The sequence below is a fragment of the Terrisporobacter petrolearius genome, from assembly GCF_020748185.1.
GTDB lineage: Bacteria > Bacillota > Clostridia > Peptostreptococcales > Peptostreptococcaceae > Terrisporobacter > Terrisporobacter petrolearius.
Genome location: NZ_JAHZMO010000001.1, coordinates 212,372 through 237,759, shown reverse-complemented (window position 1 = coordinate 237,759; position 25,388 = coordinate 212,372). Strand labels below are relative to the sequence as shown.

Genomic DNA, 25,388 nt, shown 5'->3' with positions numbered 1-25,388 from the left:
TACCTTAATACCTATCGTCATCAGGAGATATGCCTTTGTATTTTTTATATGTCTTAGAAAAATAGCTTGGATTTTGATATCCAACCTCCAAGGCTATTTCTCCCACCTTCATATCGCTATTTTTCAAAAGATACTCTGCTTTATTTAATCTATAGTTTGTAAGGTATGTTGAAAAATTTTCTCCCACTTCTTCTTTGAATAATCTTGAAAAATACTCATGTGATAAAAATACATTTTTAGATATATCTGCTAGACAAATAGGTTCTTTATAATTAGAGTCAATATATTTAAGTGCCATTGTTATTGATTTGGAATACTTATTTTCATCCTTATTCACTTCTTCGCTTTCATTTTCCTTATTAATAATTAGTTCTTTTTTAGCAATCATATCCTCTTCAATTTTAGAAAATACTTCTTTTAATTCTACTGGTCTTATATCTGATTTAATTAAATATTCAAATACACCATAACTTATAGCCTGCTTTGCATAATCAAATTCTGCATAATTACTTAATAATACTACGTAAACATTTGGCATTATTTCTTTTACTTTTTTTGTAAGCTCAATTCCATCCATCAATGGCATTTTTATATCACTTATTATTACTTCTGGACTTAAGCTTTTGGCCAATTCAAATCCTTCTTTTCCATTATTGGCACTGCCTAATACTTTATAATCATCTGAAATTTTTGAAATATTATATACTATCCAATCCCTTATTGGTGCTTCATCTTCAACTACTAAAATATTTAGCATATATCCTCCCTTAAATTTGGTAACCTAAATATAACTTTTGTGCCTTTACCTTCTATACTCTCTATTTTTAATCCATATCTTACTCCGTAATTTAATTGGATTCTTTCATGTACATTAGTAACACCAATAGAATTTATACTTGCTCCTTTATTTAATACATTGGTCAATTTATCTTTTGACATGCCTATTCCGTTGTCTTCAATTATTATTTTAATATATTCATCTTTCTCAAAAGCAGTAATTTTTATATTTCCAAAATTATTTTCCTTTTCCATACTATATAATATTGCATTTTCTAATATGGGCTGTAATACAAACGAAGGAACTTTAAAATCTAATATTTTTTCATCAATATCATATTCGATTGTAAAAGAATTTGGATATCTCATTTGTTGTAATTCACCATAGTTTTTTATATTTTCGATCTCTTCGCTTAGAGTAATCATTTCACTTGCTTTTGGTAGTATAGATCTAAGCAACTTTGTAAATCTATACAACATTTCTTCAGCTTCTTCATTTTTTTCCATAGATATTAAAAATCTAATTCCACTTAAGGTATTGTATAAAAAATGCGGATTTATTTGAGCTTGTAAAAAACTTAGCTCTGCTACACGCTTTTGTTTTTCGGACTCTTTTATATTATCTATAGATGCACTAAGTTGATTTACCATACTATTAAATGATTCTTGCAAGTCTCCTATTTCATCATCTCTATTAACAATAATGTGTGACTTCAAATTTCCATCAGTTACTTCTTGCATTTTATCTTTTGTTTGTATAATAGGCTTTGTAATCCACTTTGAAAGTTTATATGTTATTATCAAAGCTATAAAACTTACTAATATTATTATAAGAGTTGTTATGGATACAATTTGGTTTGATATTTTCATACTAATATCACTGGGGATATCTTGTATTATTTTCCAATTATATTCTTCAATTTTAGAAATAATTTTGGTGTTACTTTTCATATACCCCTCAATATCCCCATTATTATTTGATATAATTTCATAGTTTTTACCAATGTCTCTTTTATCTTTACTCGATATAATTTTTCCGCTTGAATCTGTTATATAAATATCAGAACCTGAATCTATTATTTTTGAATATCTGTCATACAGCATAGTTTCACTTATATCCATTATTAAAATTCCCAGAGTTTCATTAGTTATAATATCCTTAATTAACCTTCCCATTTTAAAAATATTTTTATAAGGGCCAATACCATTTTCGTCTTTATATGTGTTAATTAAAACAGTATCTCCATCTGCCTTTACAATTTCTTCATACCATGGTTCCTCTTTTATATTTTTTAAATAATATTTATTTTTTGAGTATGTGCTGTATGTATATCCATTATTACCTACTATATATAGCTCTGGCTTCATATTGTATCTTCCATACTCCCACACTACATCATTTAATAATCCTTCCACATAAGAATTCATATTTTTTTCCAGATTCTTATTGGAAGAAATATCTTTATATGAAGTCGCCAATATTTCCATTAAATTACTATCAACTACAATATTATCTCCCATGATTTCAACATTAGATAACAAAATAGATATATTATTTGCTACTTCATCTAAAACTTGCTCCCTCATTACTTTCATTTCTTTATCTACTATTTTATTAGTATTTTTCACTTCCCAAAAGGAAATAGCAAATGATATTAATAATATAAGCATAAATAGAAGCAAAAATAATTTTAACGTAATACTTTTTCTCATTTTGAAAATATTTCCCATTTACTTTAACATCCTTAATAATTTCTTGTTATAGTAATTAAGTTTAAACTATATCTTTTTTTTAATCAATTATATTTTATATTGTATATTATTTTATCATTGATATCTCCCTCTTTGATGAGTGATAATGCACTTCTAATTATATTCGAAGGATTCTAGTCCATGGCTAGTATATGTAATATGGTCCTAATTTTTAAAAAGTAAATCAAGTTCTTTTGGGGACAAATCCCATAAGCAAACAATACATACTAAAAAATACATATTACTCTTACTATATAATATTTATTTTTTGAAATCCCCTAACTTTTTCCTAGTATAGTACATTAAATACATGCCACTTAAAATAATAAACAATATACAAATTATTTTCACATATAAAAAAGTGCTTTGTAATGCCATTGTACCATTTGAAAGGGCATAAGCACGCAAAGCAATACTTCCATTTTGATTTTTTATCCAAGAAACTACTATCAATATAGACAGCAATATAGCTTGTTGGATAATAGCGCCAAGTCCGTAAAACTTTGAACGAATAATTCTTCTTTCTAATATTGGAAATGTATTATCTTTTATAAATTTTTGCAAAACCAAACTGTTACCAGTAGCAACAAAAGCACAGCAAAACATGATACCAAGCAGATAAGTGTATGAAGAAAAAAGTAGCGTAAGGCTTATCATACTTGCCAATATACAAATAATTTCAGGATTTATCTTTAAAGAGAGTAATTTTATTTTTCTTTTTATTATAATAGATAACATAATACCTATGGCTATCATTGCATAAGAAAAGCCAACCATATAACTTTTATCAATAGCTATAAAATATATCAAGCTATATATAATTAAAAAATTTCTTACAGCACCAAACCACAAAGTTTGTATTGAATGGAGATGAAAGGATAATTTTTTTAAAAATGCGCCTATTAATATAAGTATGCAAAAACCAAGTCCTACATATAGAATATATCTTATATCTGATGTCTGCTTTAGTGTTCTTGTAAAAAAAGTAAATATCAGCATACCTAAAGCAGGTAAAAAGTTCAGCCATGCATAGTTTTGTTTTTCGAAAAGTGGCTGAAACTTCATTTCAGAATTACTACCAAGTTTATGAATGAAAATAAGAATATTAAGTAAAATGACAAGAAATACAATGAAAACTATATTTATTGATATATGGCGAAGAAATATTGAAAGTCCCATGATAACTGCCAAAATAAAGTAACCTTTCATCAATGTATTTTCATAGTTCCAATTTCCTGCGTTTTTTAATATATCTCTTATTGTCCTAAATAAAGCAGTATAGTTAGACAAGCCAATACCTACTAGAATCGCACCTATTTCCCATAGATAATGATAATAAGTACCAAATATACAAAGTATGATCCCAGTAATGGCTGTCAATAAACAACATTCCAAAATTTTATAAGGATTCTTAACAGTTCCAAATCCTTGTATAGCAAATACACCTGCTTTTTCAAAAGAATATAACAAGACAAATGGAAGTAAGAACTGATAATTACCATTATGCTGATAAATTAAGCCCGCAAAAATTACATTTGGTATTATTACCGCTCCTTCAGCTAATGCCTCTCCTAATGCAACAGATAGATTTTTCACAGGATACACCTCTTTTTTAATCGTTATTTTGAACTAAAATTATACCCCTTTATGATTGTATTGTCAAAACGATAAGGAAAGAAATTATACCAAAATACATGATTAACTTAAACAATTTATTGTAACTTATATGAACTTTTTTTAATAATTATCTTGAATATATGTGTAGTACTTAACAATAGTAAAAATGCCAGAAGTACCTAAAAAATAAGACTTTCTGGCATTTTACAATTCTTAAAAAGATAATAAGAAATTTATTTAAAGTTTATATAAAATTTTTTAAATATTATACTCAAACTCTCCATTTTCCTTCAGAGAATAGAAGTCTGCATATCCAATATCAAATACCCTCTCTCTTAAGTTAGGTATTTCAACCTTATGTTTTATTAGATAAGTAATAGGTCCAGTATATGAAATGTCTCCTTGGGCAACAAATCCTGTTATTACATTATCTTTTATAACAAACTTTTTATATCCATCCTTATCACATCTAGTAATTACGTCGTAAGTGTCATTTGGTGGTATAACTATTCCTAAAGAAACTGTTGGTATCCCTACAAAGTTCATACTATTTTTAAAGGTAAATTCATCGTCTATAATTTTTTCAACTCCAGCCATATTGTAAGCTGCTACAATTCCTTGCTTTACAGCTAGTGGCCAAATAGCATTTTTGCCAACCACATCTCCTGCCGCATATACATCTTTTACTGTAGTTTCACATTTGTCATTTATAACTATTCCTCTGTTGTCTTCTATATTAGTATTAGCAACAATTTCTGTATTAGGTCTAACACCAGTAGCAATTATTAATAAATCGCATTCAACTATACTATTATCTCCCAATTCAACACCTTTAACATTCTTATTTTCATCTAATAGAATTTGATTTACTGGTGAAGAAGAATATAATTTTGCACCAAGGTCTATAAATTTACTTTCATATACTTTAGCTGAATATTTATCAAGTTGTAAATCTAATATATACTCATTTGGATAAATTAAAGATACGTCTAAATTTCCCTTATCTAAAAGTGATGTCAATATATCTATACCTATAAGACCTGCACCTATTATTGCAACTTTTTTACTATCCTTGATTTTTTCTTTTATATAAATTACATCTTCAAAATCTCTAAGGGAATATATGTTATTTCCTTCTTTTGCATTTTTTATTGGTGGCACAAAAGATTTTGCTCCCGTTGCTATTAATAATTTATCATAACTTATATTTTCAAGCTCTAAATTTACTATTTTATTTTTAGTGTCAATACTTTTTGCTTCAGTATTTTTTATCCACTTTATATTATTTTTTTCCATAAAATTCATATCTACAAAATTAATACTTTCCACACTTCTATGTCCTGATATCACATGATGTAACATACAACGAGAATATATTTTTTCATCTTTTGATATGAGTGTAATGCTTGACTTTTGATCTAGTTGTCTTAAAGTTTTTGCTGCATTTATTCCTGCTGCACTTGCTCCTATAATTACATAATTATTTGGAGTACTTTTTATTTCAATATAATTTTTTTCTTTATTAGATGACAATTTATTAAATAATTTATCTAGCATAAGCATCCTCCTTTTGTAGCTTTATTGCTCCTGTAGGACACATAGCTACACACTTAGGAATTTCTTCATTTTTACATAAATCACATTTTAATATTTTTTGTTTACTTCTATCGTCTACTTTTAATAAACCATAAGGACATGACATTACACACATATAACAAGACCCACATTTATTCTCATCATATGAAACTATTCCGCTCTCTTCGTCTTTACTCATAGCCCCACTCATGCAAGTCATTACACACTCCGGCTCATCACAATGTCTACAAAATATAGGTACTGGTTGATTATTTCTGTCCATTTCTATATGATTTTTACTTTCAGTATCTATACTATCTAAATCTAATGTGTATATGTCTTCAGCATTACTATTTCTTAACATACAAGCTAGAACACAACTTTTACAACCTTTACATAAGTCTTTATCAATTAAAATTCTATGCATAAGATTCCACATCCTTTAACCCAAGTTTTACTCTTCTATCTATTATTATTTCTTCTAACTGATCTGCAGTTGATTTAGGGTCTGGATTAACTATTACGTGACCTCCTGTTATATCTTTTAACCCCTCTGTTAAAACTTCTGTCACTAATTTACTTCCTGTTATAAATGGAGGAAGGGCTAAATGTAGAGGAAGACCTAATGCTAGGCCAAATGCTCCATCTGCAAGTGCTTGTTCTTCTAACCATTGTGGTGCTGAAAGTACAAGTGGTAACTGTGGTAAATCTATTCCTAAGTATGCAGCAAGCTCTGTTGCAACTATTTCAAGTCTACCTATTGCTAAACATGGCCCAAAGTTTAATACTGGCGGTATATTAAGTTGTTTGCATACAGCTTTTAAATTTTCTCCTGCCAATTCTTCTGCTCCTGGTGACATTAATCCTACGTTTTCAAGTCCTCCTGTTGAACATCCTGCTGACAATACTATAATATCTCTCTTAATTAATTCTTTAGTTAACTCAACTGTATTGATATCATGACCACCAGCAGTCATATTTGAACATCCAACAATTGCTGCCACACCTTTAATCGTTCCATTAGCTATTAAATCTACTAATGGTTTCCATGAATCACCTAAAAATTCTTTTAAGTTCTTTTCACTAACACCAGTTAAAGATTGCTCAAATCCATGATCTTTTGGTATATCTATTTTAACTTCGCTTCTTCTATTTTTATAAGACTCTAATGCTTCATTTATCAATTTTCTATCTATTTCATCGTACTTATTTCTATCCAAGTAAATATATTCTGCATTTTTCTTTTTAGCCACATCATCGAGGCATATCATTTTAACTTTTAATTTATCCGCTATAGGTTCAAGCCCTGGTATTGTGCAGTTAAATTCTGAAACTACCATATCTATTGCCCCTGTTGATAATACAGCTTCACTTGTAAAGTTGTTTCCAGCATGACCTGCAAATATTTCTTGATAGTGTTCCCCTCTAAGTTGTAAATCTTGACCTACACATGTACATCCTACAAGTCTAAATCCTTTTGCTCCCACAGATTTTGCAAGTTTAACAACTTCCGCCTCTTTTAATTTTTCTTGGAATGATGTAAATGTTGAATGTTGGTGACCTGTAATCATTATATTTATATAATCTTCGTCTATTACCCTAAATCCAACTGGTGCCATTCTTATAACTGGGTCACCTAGCATTATGTCATTAATAAGGTTTGTAAGTGTTAATCCATAAAGACCTGTTGAAATTCCAAGACTCAAACAACTCATTAACATGTCTACTGGATCTGAATTTAAATTAGTTGATGATTTTACTACTCCGTCAAATACTTCTGACTTAGCTCCACCAGGCATAATACCTAACTCTTTCCATTTTTCAACTCTTGGTCCATATCCTATTTTTTCAACAAGTTCCATTTTTGTAAATCTAGGTTTGTATAAATCATTTAAAACTGCATCGGCAACTTTAATACATTTTTCATATTTATCATTTGCTTCTATTCCCAATTTTTCAGCTAAATGATTTAATGCTTTTTCACTTTTGATTATCCCCTTTGTTTCTCCCACATGTTTTAGATTTAAAGCTGTATTTTCTACTACATGAATATAACATGCTGATCCTGAAGCAACTGCTCTTAAAAAGTTTCTACCAACTATTGTATCTGCATCAGCTCCACAGATACCCTTTGGTGATTTAGGTGTTATTCTACACGGTCCATTTGAACAGAGTCTACAACAAACTCCTTGTAAACCAAATCCACATTTTTGTTTTTGAGTTTCTGTTCTATGAAATGCTGTATCAAACTCCCTACTTGCTACAAAACTTTCCAATCTTTCATCTGCACTTTTACACATTTTACAACTATTACAATCCATTTTAACTCCCCCTAAAAATAATTTTTGATTTTTACATTCTAAGAAATGATTTTTGATTAGCTTAGTTATTGTGATAGTTTATTAACTAACAATTTTTTCTTCCTATTACTATACATACCTTGGAAACTTTTTCCTAAACATATTTTTGTATTTTTCAAAAAAAAAAAGATAGAAATTAATCTATCAATTTTATTTTAGACTTGTGCTTAAATTTACTACTAAAAAATCTTTTTCAACAGATATTGATTTTATGTAGGTGTTTTTGAAAAAAGTTTTTTCTATTATTATATCACCCTTATCCACAGTAATATTATCTAAGTTTGAAAACCAGCTATCAGCTATAGCATCAACAATATCGTTGTTTAAACTTAAATTTAATACCCTAATATCTTTTAAATTAAGTTTCAAATCATTATCTTCAGTTAAGGTAGGTAATATGTCTATATCTATTGGAGTTTTTAAGTAAGCAAGAAGCTTATATTGACCTCCTATAGTTAATCCATTTTCATTAATCGTAATTTTTATATTTTCAATATCTTTATTGTTTGTATTTTTTAAATAGTGACTAACAAAACTTAATATTGTATCTTCTGGTATATAAAAACTTCCCTCTATTCTCAATGGATTGTCCAATATTTTCATATCTTTTGATTCCAACCCTACTAGTGACTGTATATATTCTATTTGGTTTTGTGGTAAATTAAAATTTGTATTTACATTCATATCTACCTTAGGGCTATTATTATTTATACTTTTCCATTCAACCCTACCTATAAAAAATAAACTTGTAATAACAAAAAATATTATTCCTATGAATAAATACTTTCTTCTATTTTTCAATAAAATACCTCCTTACATAAATCCCCACTTAATTTATAAGTTGTATTATATAAATATATGCTTATAAAGATTATATACATTACCAGCAAATTACATAATTAATTAATGCGAAATTTAAAAATAAGCTATAATAAGCTATCATGAATTTTTTTGATAGCTTATTTTTATTTTAACTAATCTTCTATTAAAATTTCTATTTGTCCAAGTGATTTTTCTTTCCCATCATTTCCTACTCTAGTCATTATATATATTTCATTAAAGTCTCCAATAGTTTTTATATTATTATTTTCTATGTATTTCATTATCACGTCATAATATTTACCTGAATCTCTGTAAGTATCATCAAAATACATAGTTAAATAATTTCCTTTCTCCATTGAAATTATTTTATCGTCTTTATAAGACACATTTTGCCCCAAATTAATCATTACATTTTTACACTCTGCTCGTCCTTCTCTTTTCACATCTTCATACGATACGGTGAAAGCTATTTCCGCATTAACATTCTCATAATCTCGTTCTACTTCCAAAAGAATTTTCCTTAAGTTAATTTCAAACTCATCAGAAAAGCGATCTGTAAAATTATACTGAATAAATTTTCTTTCCTCATTGTATTTTATAAAAATATCATTTATACCTATATTTAAAGATATTTTTATTTTAGCTTCTAATGACTCCACTTTATTTTTTATATTCTCTAATTCTTTCATTTTTTCTGTTACTATTTTTTTTTGGTTTCCTAGTATATCAACTATGGATTCCAATGATGTATAGTTATTTGCAACCTCTTTTATTTCTTCTAAAGATAGTCCCATGGCCTTGCACTGTTTTATTAAATCTATAGTATTAAAATCTTTCATAGAATAATACCTATAACCTGTATCTTCATTTATATAAGAAGGTTTTAACAATCCAACCTTTTCATAATGCCTTAAAGTTTGTACTGATAAGTTATTTAATTTTCCCATTTGACCAATAGACAAATACTTTCCCAATTTATCACCTCCAAAATTATGTATATAAAAAGGACATTAATTTAAATATTAATGTCCTTATTATATCTATATTATAGTAGCTTCTTCAAGTGATTCCACTGCTTTTTTTTCTTTATTTAAAACAATATCTGTATATTTTTTTACATTAGCAATTATATACATAACTATAAATGTTAGTGATTCTGATATTAAGACACTTGCCCAAATTCCATTTAACCCAAATATCTTAGGTAATACATATAAACATATTGGTAAAAATACCATTGCTCTAAATACGCAGAATAAATTCGAGAATAAAGGTATTTCAACTGCTTGGTAATAAACTAATGTATCTAGATTTACACTACCTACTATATAAGCAAGACATGCTATTTTTATACCATTATAAGCAAGTTCAGCTATTTTAGGATCTGTTGTAAATATACCAACTACACTAGTTCCAAATATATAACAAATTGCAGCTGCACTTATACTTACTACTAAAGATGATATTACATTAATTTTATAGAATTTCAACATTTTATGTTTATCTTTTCTACCAAAATTATAACTTATAAGCGGCTGTGCTCCGAATGTTAATCCTAATAATACCATATATATATTTGTTGTTATATAGTTTATTATACTATATGTTGATATTCCTATTTCTCCCATGTAATTTGAGAATGCTATATTGTGTAAGAATACTATTATTGAGAAACTTAATTGTCCAAAGAATGATGGAAATCCAACGTTTAATACTTCTTTTAAAGTATCTTTGTTTAATGATGCATTCCCAAAGCTTAATACGCCTCTTTTTCTTAAGAAATGTGGTAATAACATTGACACTGTCACTATTTGGCCAAGTCCAGTAGCTATTGCAGCTCCTTTTATACCCATGGCAAGTGGGAATATAAATACATAATCAAGAATTACATTTGTAATGGCACCTGCTATAGTTGAAACCATGGCAAGTTTTGGTCTATTATCATTTCTAACAAATGAATTTAATACTATACCTACTAAGTTTGGCGTGCAGAAAATTGCATAATATCTTAAGTATTCTGTTGCCATAGGCTCCAAATTATCTGTTGCTCCAAGCATCCTAACTATTTGTTCTGGAAATGCCACACAAGTTATAGTTGTAACTATACATATTATTAATAATAATTTCATTACTTGTCTAAATATATTTAATGCTTTATCTATATTATTAGCACCAACATTTTTTGATACTAATGCTCCTCCACCTACTGCTAGCATACTTGCTATTCCAAATAATACAACAGTAAAAGGAAGTACTATATTTACGGCAGCTAAAGCCGTATCTCCAACACCTTGACCTACAAATATTCCGTCTACGACTGTGTATAAAGATGAAATAAAGTTTGCCAAAGCAGATGGTATTGCATAACTTAAAAATTCTGTAACCATAATATACCTCCTATTAAAATACTAAGGTATATTATAAAGTCTATACTAAGTATAGAGTCAATACATGTTTCAAAAAATATTTGTGTATTAAGCAACTTCTTTAGTAACTTTATCATCACTTTTATCCATAAATAAAACAGAGATTAAATGTATACTCATACCAACTATTATGGCAATAACCAAATCAAATACTATCGTTAAAATAAATGTGGATAAAAGAACGAGTATATCTATTTTTGGTAGATTCATCATTTCTTTCATTTCTTTCCACTCACCCATATTATAAGAAACTATTATTAGTATTGCAGATAAAACTGTCATAGGAATCATTTTTGCTAATGGCATTAATAATATCATTATTAAAAGAAGTGTAATGGCATGGATTATTCCAGATATAGGACTTCTTCCTCCGTTTTTTACATTTGCAGCTGTTCTTGCTATTGCACCTGTTGCAGGTATTCCTCCAAATATAGCCGAAGCAATATTTCCAAAACCTTGTGCTACAAGTTCACTATTTGAGTCGTGATTATCATCGATCATTTTATCTGAAACAACACAAGATAAGAGTGATTCTATGGATGCCAAAACTGCTATGGTTATGGCTGGCTGAATTAATTGAATTATTTTATTCATATTAATTTTTGGAATGCTTGGCATTGGTATAGTTGAGGATATGTTGGAATATAAACTTCCAATTGTATCAACATTTAAACTAAATATTTTTACAACTAGCGTTGCAAATACTAAGGCTATTATTGATGCTGGCACACTTTTATTTACTTTGGGCCAATATACCATTATCAAAATACATGCTAAACCTATTAAAAAAGTAATTACATGAAAACTATTTAAATTTTCCATATAGGCTACAATTTTATGTAATGCTTCAGCTGGAACATCTTTTATATTTAACCCTAATAAATCTTTAATTTGTGTAATTAGCAAAGTAACTGCAATTCCACTAGTAAATCCAACCGTGACCGTTTGTGGAACATATTTTATAAGGTTTCCCATTTTCAGCATACCCATAATAACTAGTATTATTCCAGACATTATGGTTGCAATAATAAGACCATCAATTCCATGGATTTTTACAATCCCATAAACAATTACTACAAATGCACCTGTAGGTCCCCCTATTTGCACCTTACTACCACCTAAAAAAGATATCATAAATCCAGCAAATATAGCTGTAATAAGGCCTTTCTCTGGTGATACTCCTGATGATATAGCTAAAGCTATAGATAGCGGAAGTGCTATTATTGCTACTATAAAACCAGCTATTATATCATTTTTCATTAGTTCACCACTTATTTCATTATTTCTAAACATTGTGATTAACTTTGGCGACATTCTATTATATTACCTCCTTTAAAACTTCGTCCTTTTGTATCATACTCCCGGAAAGTAATAAAGTCAAAGAAATATATTTTTATATATTTAATATTTTTTCTAATTTTGCTTCATTTATTATTATTAAATCTTGTCCTTGATTTATATAATTAACTGCTGTTCTTAACTTATTACTCATTTGGTTTTGGCTTAAATCTTCAATATTTCTAACATTAGTAATTAAAATATTAGTTTTTTTAGTAACAGAGTTCCTTGTTATGCCACCTAAATCATTTATAACTTTTGTTACTTCAGCTCTACTCATAAAGTTTAGTTCTCCTGTGAATACTACTATTTTATTTTTAAAGTAATCAGTTTTTGATGAAAATATATTATTGTCATACTCATTATCTTCACATCTATTTGAAACAACACCTTTTCTTATTTTCTTGCATGGTGCATAAGTATTATCACCTATACTGCCTAACTTGAATCCTACAATATTAGCTACATCATCTATATTGTTTAAATTCAATTCTTTAGAAATATTTATCAAAATATTGGCAGCAGCAGTAGCATCCGCACTAGCATGATGATGATTAAACTTATAACCTAAATGTCTATTTACCGTATTCAGCTTATGATTATTTAAATAACTATAAAATAATTTTGAAGCTACTAAAGTACATGCATAATCTAAATTTGGATATTCTAAATTATAAATATCTAGTGTATTTCTAAGTACTGAAAAATCAAAGGATGCATTATGTGCTATTACCAAATTATCTTCTAAATATGTTTTTATCTCTGGCCATAATTCATCAAATTCTTTTTCATCAATTACATCTTCTTCTCTAATTCCGTGTATAATTATATTTCTTGGTTCAAATCTAAGTGGTTTTGGCTTAATTAACCAATATTTTTCCTCTATTATTTTATTATTTTTTACAACAGTAATACCTAAAGAACATGCAGATGCTCTTTTTTCATTTGATGTCTCAAAGTCTATAGCTACAAAGTTCATATAATCCTCCACAAATTTATATTTTAATGGTACTCATTATATCATAGAGTTTTAATTAATAAATAATATGTTTTCAATATAATATTATAATTTCTAATTATTAAAGGAAACTTATATATTTTATCGAATAGATTAAATTGTAAAAATTTGTATTTCAATAAAGGAGGCAAGCTTATGAAGGAATATGAAGTATCCAGAGAAATCTATAACCCTTGTGCTGGCGTATATATTTTTGATGATAAATTTTTCAAAGAAATTGAAACTGATAATATCGAAAATACTATTGCTGAATGGATTGGTGGAAGTATGCCAAATTATGAAAAAAACACTTTTTCAGATGGATCTGTAGAATACATATTAGATTTACCACGAAAAATTAGATATACATTTAGTATTCTATAATAAAAAACACTCACTAAGCCTTATTTGGCATAGTGAGTGATATTTTTTACTATTTATTAAATTACTATTCAGTTACTGTACAATACATAAAGTATTTGTATCCAAGTGGTGAAGTATACATACCTTCTAATTTATCTGATATTAAGTATAAATCAGTATAGAAGTATATTGGTACTATTGGCATATCTTTTGCCAATATATCTTCTGCTTCATGCATTTTTGCATATCTTTCTTTTGCATCAGTTGTAGATTTTATTTCAGATACTAATTTGTCATATTCTTTATTAGACCATTGAGCGTTATTATTTCCGCCATCAGTTACCCACATATCTATAAAAGATACAGGATCATTGTAGTCACCTAACCAACCATCACGAGCAACTTGGAAGTCTCCTTCTTTTCTTGTTTCCAAGAATACGTTCCAGTCTTGAGATGATATAGTAACATTTATTCCAAGATTTTCTTTCCACATATTTTGAACTGCTTCCATTATTGGCTCATGTCCTGGATTACACATAAGCTCTATACTTGGAAGACCTTTACCATTTTCATATCCAGCCTCTTTAAGAAGTTTTTTTGCTTTTTCAACATTACCTTTATAATCTTTTGCATCATACCATTTTTTAGCATTTTCATGGAACTCAGTTTTTCCATCTGCATCAGTTAATCCAGTAGCCACAAATGAATCTGCAGGTATTTGACCACCTTTAGCTACTTTTTCAACTATATAATCTCTATCTAATGCTAAAGATAAAGCTTCTCTTACTTTTACATTATCCAATCCTTCTTTTTTAACATTTATAGATAAGAAGTAAGTTCCTAATTGTTTTTCTATTACTAAACCCTTATCTTTCATTGCTTCTATTTCTTCACTTGGTAAGTCATCAGCAAATAATATTTCATTATTTTTGTATGCTGATAACATAGTATTTTTATCTTCCATGAGTACAAAATTAATTGTATCTGGTCCTAATTTTTTCAAATCATAGTAATTTTCATTTTTTACATATGTCATCTTAGATTGATGTTCCCATGATTTTAATACATAAGGTCCATTTCCTATATAAGTTTTTGGATCTGTTGACCAAGTATCTGTATTAGCTTCTACTATATCTTTTCTCACTGGGAATGTAGCTGGAAACGCACATACTTCTAAGAAATATGGTGTAGGATTTGTTAATGTTACTTCTACAGTCTTTTCGTCTAATGCTTTTATTCCTAATTCTTTTGGCTTTTTCTTTCCAGCCATTATTTCATTAGCATTTTTAACCATACTTATCATGTAGTTATAATCTGCACCAGTTTTTGGGTCTACTAATCTTTGCCATGCATATACAAAATCCTCTGCTTTTACTGGTTTTCCATCAGACCATTTTATACCTTCACGAAGTGTAAAAGTATAAACAGTTTCGTCTTTGTTAACTTCATATTTTGCTGCTTGAGCTTCTACTATTTTATTGTCCTCATCTAGTTTCATTAACCCTTCAAAAGCATGATTTATTAGCGTAGCGCCATCAACTGCACTGTTTTTTGCTGGGTCTATTGTTGTTGGTTCTGGACCTACGTTAACATTAAGTTCCACTCCTTTTGACGATCCTCCACTACCCGAGTTACTACATCCAGCCAAAGCTGTAGACATTGCTAAAGCTGATGCTAATAAGACTGCTATTTTTTTCTTAAATTTCATACTGCTCCCCCTTTTTTAATAATTTATATATATACCCTCTGTAATATATATCTTATATTTTTTCTATATTATGACATGCTACAAAATGTCCTTTTTCGTATTCTTTCAATAATGGTGCTGAATTTTTACACTCTTCAGTTACATATGGACATCTTGTTCTAAAAGTACATCCACTTGGTGGATTTAGAGGACTTGGTATATCACCTTGTAGTACTATACGTTTTCTTTCTCTACTAGATTTAGGGTCTGCTATTGGAATAGCTGATAATAATGTTTTTGTGTAAGGATGCATAGGTTTATTGTATAATTCACTGCTAGATGTAAGTTCTACCAAATGTCCTAAATACATAACTCCAATTCTATTGCTTATATGTTTTACTACAGATAAATCATGGGCTATAAATAAATAAGTAAATCCTCTTTCCCTTTGTAAATCTTCAAGCATATTTACTATTTGTGCTTGTATTGACACATCTAGTGCTGATATGGGTTCATCACAAACTATAAATTCTGGTTCCACAGCCAAGGCTCTAGCTATACCTATTCTTTGTCTTTGCCCACCAGAAAACTCATGTGGAAATCTATTTGCATGCTCTTTATTTAATCCAACTGTTTTTAGCAGTTCATAAATTTTATCTTGTCTTTCTTGTTTATTGTTATATAATTTATGAATGTCTAATGGTTCTCCAATTATATCTCCAACTGTCATTCTTGGGTCTAGAGAAGCATATGGATCTTGAAAAATTATTTGCATTCTTCGTCTGTAAGAATGCATATTCACATTAGTAATGTCTTTACCGTCATAAATAATTTTTCCCTCTGTTGGTTCGTGAAGCCTAAGTATAGCTCTACCTAAAGTAGTTTTGCCACATCCACTTTCTCCTACTAACCCTAAGGTTTCACCCTTTTTTATATGAAGAGTTACATCATCTACAGCTTTTATAAAATTTGATTTAAGAAATCCTTCTTTTACTGGAAAGTATTTTTTTAACCCTTTCACTTCAACTAAGTTTAAATTTGCATTTTCCATGATTTACTCCTCCTTTTCCATTTCTTCTTTAACCAATAACCAACAGCTAACTTCATGATTTTCGTCAACTTTGTAGACAGGAGGCACATTTTCCATGCATATTTTCATACAATGCTCACATCTTGGGGCAAAAGAACATCCTTTGGGTGGATGAATTAAATCTACAGGATTACCTTCTATAGGTATCAATCTTTCATGAGTGTCATTATTTATTTTAGGTATAGATTTTAATAAACCATGAGTGTATGGATGTTTTGGATTATAAAAAATATCATCTATACATCCTCTTTCAATAATATTACCTGCATACATTACAGCAACTTTGTCACATATTTCTGATATAACTCCCAAATCATGAGTGATAAATATAATGGACATATTGATTTTTTCTTTTAATTCTTTTAATAATTCTATTATTTGTGCTTGAATTGTAACATCTAGCGCAGTTGTAGGCTCATCTGCTATTAGAAGCTTTGGATTACAAGCAAGAGCCATAGCTATCATGGCACGTTGTCTCATTCCGCCAGAAAATTCATATGGATATTGTTTTAATCTTTTTTCTGGTTGATTTATACCGACAAGTTCAAACAATTCAATTATTCTCTTTCTTCTTCCTTCTTTGTCTAAATCCGTATGTTTTTTTAAACTTTCATCTATTTGACTGCCTACTGTAAATATTGGATTTAAAGATGTCATAGGGTCTTGAAATATCATTCCCACTTCTTTGCCTCTCAACCTCAACATTTCAGATTCTGGTAAAGTTGTTACTTCTTTGTTTTGAAAATCAATATTTCCACCAATAATCTTTCCTGGGTCTGGAATAATTCCCATAAGTGCATAGGATGCCACTGATTTTCCACTTCCAGACTCTCCTACTATTCCCATAGCTTCACCATATTTTAAATCGTAAGATATTTTACGAACTGCTTTTACTTCTCCCGCATGAGTAAAAAAAGATACTCCCAAATCATTAACTTTCAATAATACATCTTGTTTTGTAATTGTATTTTCCATATAATCGTCCCCCTATTTCTTTAATCTTGGGTCAAGGGCATCTCTTAGACCATCACCAAATAAGTTAAATGCAAGGATTATAATACTTATAGCTACAGCTGGAAACATTAATCTATATGGATAAGATGCTATTCCATCAAGTGCATCTGAAGCTAATGAACCTAGTGATGCAAGTGGCTTACTTACACCTATCCCTAAGAAACTTAAGAAAGCCTCTGTAAATATTGCAGAAGGTATTTGTAACATTGTAGTTACAACTAATTGACCTACACAGTTTGGAAGCAGATGTTTAAATATTAATCTTTTATTGTTGGCACCAAGGGCTCTTGCTGCACTAACATATTCCATTTCCTTAAGTTGCAAAACTTGACCACGAACTATTCTTGCCATACCAACCCAATAAAGCAAACCATAAACTATAAACATGGCTAAAATACCTGGTCCTAGCGTTTGCAACACACCAACAGAATGACCCGAGTCAAAGGCTTTTGTTAAAGGATCTTGTAACACTATTCTTAGCAAGATAATAACTAGCATATCTGGTAATGAGTAGATTATCTCAACAATTCTCATCATTACCATATCTACTTTTCCACCAACAAGACCAGAAATAGAGCCATATATAGAACCTATAACTAATACTATAAGGGCTGAACCTATTCCAATTAATAGTGATATTCTAGCTCCTACCATAGTTCTTACTAATAAATCTCTTCCAAGCTTATCTGTCCCAAACAAATGTTCAGCGCAAGGTCTTAAATTTTCATCTCCTCTTATTTGCTGATCGTATGTATAAGGGCTTAAATAAGGCCCTATAAACGCAAATGCAATAAATAATAATATTACTATTAAAGAAATCATTGCTATTTTATTACTTTTTAATCTTCTCCATGCATCTTTCCAGTAACTAGTATTTTCTCCCATAGTAATTAGGTTTTCTTGTTCTTGTTTAGAAACTGGCATAAAATCCTCTGGAGATAATTTTAGATTTGTGCTAAATTTATTACTTTTTTCTAGAATCATAATATTTATCCCCCCTTACCTAATCATCTAACTTAATTCTAGGGTCTACTAATTTGTATAAAACGTCACAAAGTAAGTTCATTAATATTACAAATGTAGCCAAAAATACAGTTGTACCCATTATAATGTTATAGTCCCTTGCATCTATTGCTTTAATGAAGTATCTACCAAGTCCTGGAATGTTGAATACTTTTTCTACAACAAATCCTCCTACAAGAGTAAATGCAACTAAAGGACCTAAATAAGTTATAACTGGTATTAATGAGTTTTTAAGAGCATGTTTAAATGTAACTACAAATTCAGACATTCCCTTTGCTCTCGCTGTCCTAATATAATCTTGACCCAAAGCATCTAACATACTTGAACGCATTAATCTTGTTATATAACACATAGGGTAAAATCCCAAGGTGAATACAGGTAATATATAACTAGACGGACCACTTAATCCATATGTAGGTAATATTTTTAATTGAATTGCAAACAGCAACATTGACGCTGTTGCAATTACGAAAGATGGTACCGCAATACCTAAAGTTGATATTACACGAATTACACTATCCTGCCATTTTTCTCTTTTCAACGCGGATAAGCATCCTAACGGAATTCCAAATAATATTGCGAAAATAATTGCCATCGCACCAATTTTTGCTGATATAGGAAATGATTGCTTGATTATTGTCATGACTGGTACATTTCTTTGAAGTTTATAACTTACCCCCAAATCTCCATGTAATAATTGTTGAAGATATATCTTGTATTGCTCATATACAGGTTTATCCAAACCATACTTCTCATTTAATGCTTGTTGGGCTATTTCATTTGCTTTTTCAGAAGCAAATGGACTTCCAGGTACTAATTTCATTAAAAAGAATGTAATAGTAGCTGCAACAAAAATAGTAAAAATAGCCATTAAAATACGCTTAAAAACAAACTTTGCTGTGTCCATCTTTTTTCCCCCTTCTTATCTAAATTTTAATTTATACATTAATAGTAATTTTTTTACATTTGTTTATTTTTTCATATTATCGATGTTTTTTATTTACTTAAATATTAATTTAGGCCTAAATCAAAGTCAATATTTGGTAATATACATTTTCGGATAAATTAATCAGAAAATTTACATAATTCTTTTTATTGATATAATTTTCGCTGTTTTTTTCTAATAAAAAATAATATATCTTATACTTTCTTGTATTTTTTTGTATAAATATTCTTTTAACAATTAATTTGTATGCATAATTTAATAACTTTAACAATTAAGTTTTAATTTATTATATGTAAATAGAAAAAGGCAAAGTTAAAATAATTAACTTTGCCTTTTTCTATTTACATATTTCAGATAAATTTATTTTCTCTCTTCTAAATTCTTTGTATAATGATAATACAATTATAAACATAGCTAATAAATCTGATATTGGCTGAGATGCCCATACTCCTTTTAATCCATACATCTTTGGAAGTATTATTATAACTGGTATTAATATAATCACCTGTCTAAGTAAACTTAAAAACATAGACTTTTTAGCTTTACCTATTGATTGAAAATAAACAGAACCAAGAACTGATATTCCAACTATAGGTAACGTAGTTAAATGTATATTTATACCTTCAATTGCCATATTCATTAAACTTTCATCTTTTGTAAATATTCCAATAAAAACTTCTGGGAATAATTTAATTAAAATAAATCCTATAGTTGAAATTATTGTACCATATAAAATTCCAAATAAAAGAGTTTTTTTAGCTCTACCTAATTGTTTTGCCCCATAATTATAAGCAATTATAGTTTGCATACCTTGGCTTAGTCCAAATATAGGCATTAAAAACATTAGTGAAATTGATGTAACTGCTGTCATAGCTCCTATAGATAAATCTCCTCCATATATTTTTAATACTTTATTTGTAACTAAGTGTATAGACCCAGCAGCTAACTCCATAAGAAATGGTGTTAGCGCTATAACTAATATTATTTTTACTAATTTTTTATCTAATTTTATATTCTTTAGTCTTAATTTTAAGTTTGATTTACCAAGAGTAAAGTAATAAATTGACCAAATAAATATAAATAGCTGGCAAACCACTGTACTTATTGCCGCTCCTTTTATTCCCATACCTAACCCAAATATAAATATAGGGTCTAGTATTAAGTTAAGAACACATGATGTTATCATCATTCGAGCAGATAATTTGGGATTTCCCTCACCTCTTATACAACTATTTAGCGCAAACCCAGGTAAGTTAAACCAAGCTCCTGCAAAAATTACGCTCATATAATCTCTCGCATATTTTATAGTATCATCACTTGCTCCAAAAGCATAAAGAATCTTATCTAAGAAAAGTATTCCTACCAACACCATAATAATTCCTACAACAAATTCTAAAGCCACTGTACTTCCCATTATTTTTTCTGCTTCTTCTTTATTTCCTTCTCCAAGTTTTATTGATATATTGGTGCTTCCTCCTACAGCTATAGCTACACAAAAAGCTCCAAGTATGGTAAATAGCGGCATAGTAATTCCTAGTCCCGATATGGCTAAAGCACCTACATTTTCCATAGAGCCTATATATACTCTATCAACTGTGTTATATAATGAAGTAACCATCATAGCAAGGATGGCAGGCACTGAATACTTAATTAGTAATTTACTTATATTTTCATGTCTTAATGCTCTTTGATTTTCCATTATTTCTCCTATCCTACCATATCATAAGTTATACAAACAGGTTTTTTAGATCTAGGATCTTCCACAATTTCTGCATCAATATTAAATAGCTCTTTAAGATTTTCCTTTGTCATTACTTCATGAGCACTTCCCTCACAAGCTATTTCTCCTTTTTTGATTCCTATCATATGATGAGCAAACCTTGCTGCATTATTTAATTCATGTATAACCATAACAATTGTTGTATTATGTTTTTCATTTAGTTCTTGTAATAAATTTAATACCTCTAGCTGATGAGCTAAATCTAAATAAGTAGTTGGCTCATCTAACACTAGTATATCTGTTTGTTGAGCTAGTGCCATTGCAATCCAAGCTCTTTGTCTTTGACCTCCAGATAAGGCTTCAATGGGTCTATCTCTAAATTCCTTTATTCCTGTAACTTCTAGAGCCCAAGTTACTATATCTTCATCATCTTCTTTTAATCTTCCAAACCCTTTTTGATGTGGAAATCTTCCATATGCTATTAACTCTTCCACTGTAAGCCCTTTTGGTGCTTGTGGACTTTGAGGCAGCACTGCCATTATTTTGGCTAAATCCTTTGAAGATTGTTCTTTTATATTTTTTTCATTTATAAATATATCACCACTTTTAGGTGTTAATATTCTTGCGATAGTTTTTAAAATTGTGGATTTACCACAACCATTGGCACCTATTATAGTTGTTATTTTTCCACTAGGGATTTCTAAATTCAAGTCTTTAACAATATCTAAGTTTCCGTAAGATATATTTAAATTATTAGTTCTTATAGCTGTCATAATTTTTCCCTCTTTCTACTCTGCTAACATTAAATAAATAAAGTATGGTACACCTATTATTGCTACAACTATTCCCACCGGAATTTCCATAGGTGCTATTATATTTCTTGATATGGTATCTCCAACTAATAAAATCAACGTACCTATAAGTGCGGAGATTGGAATTAACTTACTATGCTTTGGACCTACCAACTTCCTTGCTATATGTGGAGCAACAAGTCCTAAAAATCCTATACTTCCTGCTACAGATGTGGACACACCTGATAATACAACAGCATAAATTATTAATTTTCTTCTTTCTTTTTCCACTTCTATTCCTAACCCCTTAGCAACTTCATCTCCTAGATTTAGTGCATCTAAATATCTAGCTTTATAAAGTGTAAGTGTCATTATTATTAATATAAACGGTAAAATTGCCATTACATATTTCCAGTTAGAACCCCAAATACTTCCCGAAGTCCAAGCCATTACCCTATTAAATTCTTGTGTAGTAAATTTAAGTTGGAAAATTGTAAGTAATGATGTGAATGCTATGTTTACTCCTATACCTATTAATAATAATCTTGAAGAGCTTATTCCCTTATTCCATGCTAATATATAAATTAAAAAAGCAGCAAATAGTGCTCCACTTAAAGCTATTATTGGCATAGTGAATATTGTTAAGTTGCTTACACCCTCATATACGTTTCCATTCATAAAATAAATATACACTACAACAAATAAGGCTGACCCTGAATTTATACCAAGTATTCCTGAATCTGCTAAATCATTTTTAGTAATACCTTGTAAAATTGTACCTGCAGTAGCTAAAGCAATTCCTACTAATATGGCAATTACAATTCTAGGCAACCTCAATTTAAAAATAGCAATCTCATGGGCCTTAGATCCTTGCCCTAAAAAAGTTTTTACTACCTCAAATGGTTCTATTGATAAAGATCCCATATTTAAGCTAACTAAAAATGTAATTCCTATTAAAACTAACAGTATTCCTGTGATTAATAAATATTTCTTGTTCTTTTTCATAAACTATTAACTCTCCTTTCTAACAAGGTAAATAAATATTGGAACTCCAAGAAGTGCTGTTAAAGAACCAATTGGTGTTTCATATGGAGGGTTAATCATTCTTGCTAATATATCACTATATACTAATAAAATTGATCCAAACAACATTGAAAATGGAATTATATATTTGTAATCTGCTCCTATAATTCCTCTTATTATTTGAGGTACTATAAGTCCTACAAATACTATATTTCCAGCTACTGAAACTGATGCTCCTGTAAGTCCTATTACAATTATTAAAGATATAAATCTTACTAAGTTAGTCTTTTGCCCTAATCCTATGGCAACTTCTTCGCCTAAACTTAAAATTGTAACCTTAGGTGCCATTATCATAGCTGAAATAAATCCAATTCCCCCTACTATTAAAAGTAATTTTACGCCTTGCCACTTAGCTGATGTAAGTCCGCCAGCTATCCAAAAGCTTAATTCCTGTGATAAGTTAAAGTACATAGAAATTCCCATAGCCAGTGAAATTAACAAAGTTCCCATTGCAGTACCCGCTAACGCCAGTTTTACAGGGTCAACTTTTCTAATACTTCTAGAACTTATAAAATAAACTAATAATCCACTTATACTAGCTCCTAAAAATGCAAATATCATTTTAATAAAACTATTTAGAACTAAGTTAGGATAAATTCTTTGTAAAACTAAAGCTACAGCTATCATAAAAGTAGCTCCTTGAGTAATTCCCATAACAGATGGTTCAGCTATAGGATTTCTTGTAATACCTTGCATAATAGCTCCAGACACAGCTAAAAAACCACCAACTAACGCGGCTGCTATAGCCCTTGGCATTCTTACATCTCTAATTATTTTTGTATTTATATCATTTTTGTCAAAAAAAATACTGCTTATTATTGTTCCTATATCTATATTTTTTGCACCCAGTGATATTGACACTACCATCCCACCAATAAGTACTATAATTCCAAGTGTCATCATTATTAATGCTATTTTTTTCTTCTTATTCTTACCCACTTACTCTCCTCCTTATAAGGTTTTCTTAGCTTTTTCATCCAGTGATATACATTTAATTTGTCATAATTATTGAATAAAATTAAAGAAGGTGAGGAAATCAGATCTTCTCCCCACCAACTTGATTTATTATTTTATAACAGCGTCTTTAACAGACTCTAAGATTAATTCTCTTCCTATTGGATTGTAAGCTTGAGAGAAATATGGACTTGCATCTAATATAGTTACATTCCCTTCTTTTACAGCTCTTATTTCTGACCAAACTGAACTATCTTTTAGGTCTGATTTATCTGACTGAGTTGCTATTACTATTATGTGATCTGCATCTATTTCTGATAATCCTTCCATTGTAACAGTTGGTAGAGTTATACTATCTTGCTTAGGTATATTAGTTGGTTGAGGTAATTTCATATCTTCTTTTAACACTGTTCCTATTCCACCTTCACTAAATACCATAAATGAACCTGAACTTGCTAAAACTGTTAAATAAGTAGTATCTTCACCATTAGCTGATTTTATCTCTTTTCCTAATTTTTCAGCTTTTTTATAATAAGCATCTAGCCAAGACTTTACTTTGTCTTCTTGTCCAAATAAATTAGCCACATCTTTTAATTTTGCTTCCCAATCATTTGATTTATCTTCTAGCATAACTGTAGGTGCTATTTCTTTTAATTGATCATATATTTCTTCTTGTCTTGGTGCCATTATAATTAAATCTGGCTCTAAAGCAAGTATTGCTTCTATATCAGCTGTTTCCATCATTGAATGTCCCACTACTTTTGCATCACCTAATAAATCTTTCATATATGAAGGTACATTTTCTGTATCATAAGAATCTACGTTTGCTGTACCTACTACATTTTGTCCTAATAATGATAGTTCTTCACTACTTCCTGATATATCTACTATTTTTTTGGGTTTAGCTGGTATTTTTACTTCTCCCTTTACTGTCTCAACTACCCTTGTATCTTGCTCTTCCTTTTTTGCTTCATTTGAAGAACAACCTATTAATCCGAATGTTGTAAGTACTAATGCTAGCACTGCTAATACTTTTATTTTTTTCACGTCAAT

The 25,388-nt window shown here is 29.3% G+C and carries 22 protein-coding genes; 1 reads left to right on the top strand and 21 read right to left on the bottom strand.

The features are described 5' to 3' along the window. Positions 1-4: 4 nt before the first annotated feature. The 11 genes from K0040_RS01120 to K0040_RS01070 form a co-directional block, all read right to left on the bottom strand. A complete protein-coding gene (locus K0040_RS01120) occupies positions 5-757 on the bottom strand; it encodes a response regulator transcription factor (RefSeq protein WP_228107137.1) in 753 nt (250 codons plus the stop codon). Next, positions 751-2,508, bottom strand: a complete 1,758-nt coding sequence (locus tag K0040_RS01115) for a cache domain-containing sensor histidine kinase (protein ID WP_228107136.1) — start codon at positions 2,506-2,508, stop codon at positions 751-753. Before K0040_RS01115 ends, K0040_RS01120 begins: the two co-directional genes overlap by 7 nt. A 282-nt stretch (positions 2,509-2,790) precedes the next feature. Then, the gene (locus K0040_RS01110; protein ID WP_228107135.1) at positions 2,791-4,125 is read right to left on the bottom strand and encodes a hypothetical protein; all 1,335 of its coding nucleotides are present in this window, start codon (positions 4,123-4,125) and stop codon (positions 2,791-2,793) included. A 279-nt stretch (positions 4,126-4,404) separates the two neighbouring features. Further along, positions 4,405-5,703 carry an NAD(P)/FAD-dependent oxidoreductase gene (locus K0040_RS01105; RefSeq protein ID WP_228107134.1) on the bottom strand — a complete coding sequence of 433 codons (1,299 nt, stop codon included), beginning with the start codon at positions 5,701-5,703 and terminating at the stop codon, positions 4,405-4,407. Beyond that, positions 5,693-6,148 (bottom strand): 4Fe-4S dicluster domain-containing protein, encoded by a 456-nt coding sequence (locus K0040_RS01100; RefSeq protein WP_228107133.1) that lies wholly within the window; start codon positions 6,146-6,148, stop codon positions 5,693-5,695. The genes K0040_RS01105 and K0040_RS01100 overlap by 11 nt, the downstream gene beginning before the upstream one ends. After that, positions 6,141-8,042: an anaerobic carbon-monoxide dehydrogenase catalytic subunit gene (cooS, locus tag K0040_RS01095; protein ID WP_228107132.1), complete on the bottom strand. Its 1,902-nt coding sequence runs from the start codon at positions 8,040-8,042 to the stop codon at positions 6,141-6,143. The genes K0040_RS01100 and cooS overlap by 8 nt, the downstream gene beginning before the upstream one ends. A 189-nt stretch (positions 8,043-8,231) precedes the next feature. Continuing rightward, the gene (locus K0040_RS01090) at positions 8,232-8,882 is read right to left on the bottom strand and encodes a hypothetical protein (protein ID WP_228107131.1); all 651 of its coding nucleotides are present in this window, start codon (positions 8,880-8,882) and stop codon (positions 8,232-8,234) included. 173 nt (positions 8,883-9,055) lie between these two features. Further along, positions 9,056-9,877 carry a MerR family transcriptional regulator gene (locus tag K0040_RS01085; RefSeq protein WP_228107130.1) on the bottom strand — a complete coding sequence of 274 codons (822 nt, stop codon included), beginning with the start codon at positions 9,875-9,877 and terminating at the stop codon, positions 9,056-9,058. Positions 9,878-9,943: 66 nt separating this feature from the next. Continuing rightward, complete coding sequence (locus tag K0040_RS01080; protein WP_228107129.1) at positions 9,944-11,290, bottom strand: MATE family efflux transporter; 1,347 nt, start codon at positions 11,288-11,290, stop codon at positions 9,944-9,946. Positions 11,291-11,377: 87 nt separating this feature from the next. Continuing rightward, entirely contained in the window at positions 11,378-12,643 is a 1,266-nt protein-coding gene (locus K0040_RS01075; RefSeq protein ID WP_331476258.1) for a SulP family inorganic anion transporter, read from the bottom strand. Positions 12,644-12,722: 79 nt separating this feature from the next. Further along, on the bottom strand, positions 12,723-13,646 hold the full coding sequence (locus tag K0040_RS01070) for an exonuclease domain-containing protein (protein WP_228107128.1): 924 nt from the start codon (positions 13,644-13,646) through the stop codon (positions 12,723-12,725). A gap of 174 nt (positions 13,647-13,820) precedes the next feature. Here K0040_RS01070 and K0040_RS01065 point away from each other — a divergent pair, with 174 nt between their 5' ends. Next, positions 13,821-14,048, top strand: a complete 228-nt coding sequence (locus K0040_RS01065) for a hypothetical protein (protein WP_228107127.1) — start codon at positions 13,821-13,823, stop codon at positions 14,046-14,048. Between the two features lie 64 nt (positions 14,049-14,112). Here the strand turns inward: K0040_RS01065 and K0040_RS01060 are convergent, their stop codons facing one another. From K0040_RS01060 to K0040_RS01015, 10 genes are all read right to left on the bottom strand, one after another. Then, the gene (locus K0040_RS01060) at positions 14,113-15,735 is read right to left on the bottom strand and encodes a peptide ABC transporter substrate-binding protein (RefSeq protein WP_228107126.1); all 1,623 of its coding nucleotides are present in this window, start codon (positions 15,733-15,735) and stop codon (positions 14,113-14,115) included. A 52-nt stretch (positions 15,736-15,787) separates the two neighbouring features. Then, positions 15,788-16,765: an ABC transporter ATP-binding protein gene (locus K0040_RS01055; protein ID WP_228107125.1), complete on the bottom strand. Its 978-nt coding sequence runs from the start codon at positions 16,763-16,765 to the stop codon at positions 15,788-15,790. Between the two features lie 3 nt (positions 16,766-16,768). Then, on the bottom strand, positions 16,769-17,779 hold the full coding sequence (locus tag K0040_RS01050; protein ID WP_228107124.1) for an ABC transporter ATP-binding protein: 1,011 nt from the start codon (positions 17,777-17,779) through the stop codon (positions 16,769-16,771). A gap of 12 nt (positions 17,780-17,791) precedes the next feature. Continuing rightward, on the bottom strand, positions 17,792-18,802 hold the full coding sequence (locus K0040_RS01045) for an ABC transporter permease (protein WP_228107123.1): 1,011 nt from the start codon (positions 18,800-18,802) through the stop codon (positions 17,792-17,794). Between the two features lie 19 nt (positions 18,803-18,821). Beyond that, a complete protein-coding gene (locus tag K0040_RS01040) occupies positions 18,822-19,748 on the bottom strand; it encodes an ABC transporter permease (protein ID WP_228107122.1) in 927 nt (308 codons plus the stop codon). Positions 19,749-20,124: 376 nt separating this feature from the next. Then, positions 20,125-21,486, bottom strand: coding sequence for an MATE family efflux transporter (locus K0040_RS01035; protein ID WP_228107121.1), 1,362 nt, complete (start codon positions 21,484-21,486; stop codon positions 20,125-20,127). Between the two features lie 8 nt (positions 21,487-21,494). Beyond that, positions 21,495-22,280 (bottom strand): ABC transporter ATP-binding protein, encoded by a 786-nt coding sequence (locus K0040_RS01030; protein WP_228107120.1) that lies wholly within the window; start codon positions 22,278-22,280, stop codon positions 21,495-21,497. 15 nt (positions 22,281-22,295) lie between these two features. Then, complete coding sequence (locus tag K0040_RS01025) at positions 22,296-23,303, bottom strand: FecCD family ABC transporter permease (protein ID WP_228107119.1); 1,008 nt, start codon at positions 23,301-23,303, stop codon at positions 22,296-22,298. Positions 23,304-23,309: 6 nt separating this feature from the next. Continuing rightward, a complete protein-coding gene (locus tag K0040_RS01020; protein ID WP_228107118.1) occupies positions 23,310-24,320 on the bottom strand; it encodes a FecCD family ABC transporter permease in 1,011 nt (336 codons plus the stop codon). A 126-nt stretch (positions 24,321-24,446) separates the two neighbouring features. Beyond that, positions 24,447-25,382: an iron-hydroxamate ABC transporter substrate-binding protein gene (locus K0040_RS01015; protein ID WP_228107117.1), complete on the bottom strand. Its 936-nt coding sequence runs from the start codon at positions 25,380-25,382 to the stop codon at positions 24,447-24,449. Positions 25,383-25,388: the final 6 nt, after the last annotated feature.

What these genes read in the sequence shown, in the direction of transcription:
- K0040_RS01120 (WP_228107137.1), bottom strand. Translation starts at nt 757, where the DNA reads ATGCTAAATATTTTAGTAGTTGAAGATGAAGCACCAATAAGGGATTGG.
- K0040_RS01115 (WP_228107136.1), bottom strand. Translation starts at nt 2,508, where the DNA reads ATGGGAAATATTTTCAAAATGAGAAAAAGTATTACGTTAAAATTATTT.
- K0040_RS01105 (WP_228107134.1), bottom strand. Translation starts at nt 5,703, where the DNA reads ATGCTAGATAAATTATTTAATAAATTGTCATCTAATAAAGAAAAAAAT.
- K0040_RS01100 (WP_228107133.1), bottom strand. Translation starts at nt 6,148, where the DNA reads ATGCATAGAATTTTAATTGATAAAGACTTATGTAAAGGTTGTAAAAGT.
- cooS (WP_228107132.1), bottom strand. Translation starts at nt 8,042, where the DNA reads ATGGATTGTAATAGTTGTAAAATGTGTAAAAGTGCAGATGAAAGATTG.
- K0040_RS01080 (WP_228107129.1), bottom strand. Translation starts at nt 11,290, where the DNA reads ATGGTTACAGAATTTTTAAGTTATGCAATACCATCTGCTTTGGCAAAC.
- K0040_RS01075 (WP_331476258.1), bottom strand. Translation starts at nt 12,643, where the DNA reads ATGTCGCCAAAGTTAATCACAATGTTTAGAAATAATGAAATAAGTGGT.
- K0040_RS01070 (WP_228107128.1), bottom strand. Translation starts at nt 13,646, where the DNA reads ATGAACTTTGTAGCTATAGACTTTGAGACATCAAATGAAAAAAGAGCA.
- K0040_RS01065 (WP_228107127.1), top strand. Translation starts at nt 13,821, where the DNA reads ATGAAGGAATATGAAGTATCCAGAGAAATCTATAACCCTTGTGCTGGC.
- K0040_RS01060 (WP_228107126.1), bottom strand. Translation starts at nt 15,735, where the DNA reads ATGAAATTTAAGAAAAAAATAGCAGTCTTATTAGCATCAGCTTTAGCA.
- K0040_RS01055 (WP_228107125.1), bottom strand. Translation starts at nt 16,765, where the DNA reads ATGGAAAATGCAAATTTAAACTTAGTTGAAGTGAAAGGGTTAAAAAAA.
- K0040_RS01050 (WP_228107124.1), bottom strand. Translation starts at nt 17,779, where the DNA reads ATGGAAAATACAATTACAAAACAAGATGTATTATTGAAAGTTAATGAT.
- K0040_RS01045 (WP_228107123.1), bottom strand. Translation starts at nt 18,802, where the DNA reads ATGATTCTAGAAAAAAGTAATAAATTTAGCACAAATCTAAAATTATCT.
- K0040_RS01040 (WP_228107122.1), bottom strand. Translation starts at nt 19,748, where the DNA reads ATGGACACAGCAAAGTTTGTTTTTAAGCGTATTTTAATGGCTATTTTT.
- K0040_RS01035 (WP_228107121.1), bottom strand. Translation starts at nt 21,486, where the DNA reads ATGGAAAATCAAAGAGCATTAAGACATGAAAATATAAGTAAATTACTA.
- K0040_RS01030 (WP_228107120.1), bottom strand. Translation starts at nt 22,280, where the DNA reads ATGACAGCTATAAGAACTAATAATTTAAATATATCTTACGGAAACTTA.
- K0040_RS01025 (WP_228107119.1), bottom strand. Translation starts at nt 23,303, where the DNA reads ATGAAAAAGAACAAGAAATATTTATTAATCACAGGAATACTGTTAGTT.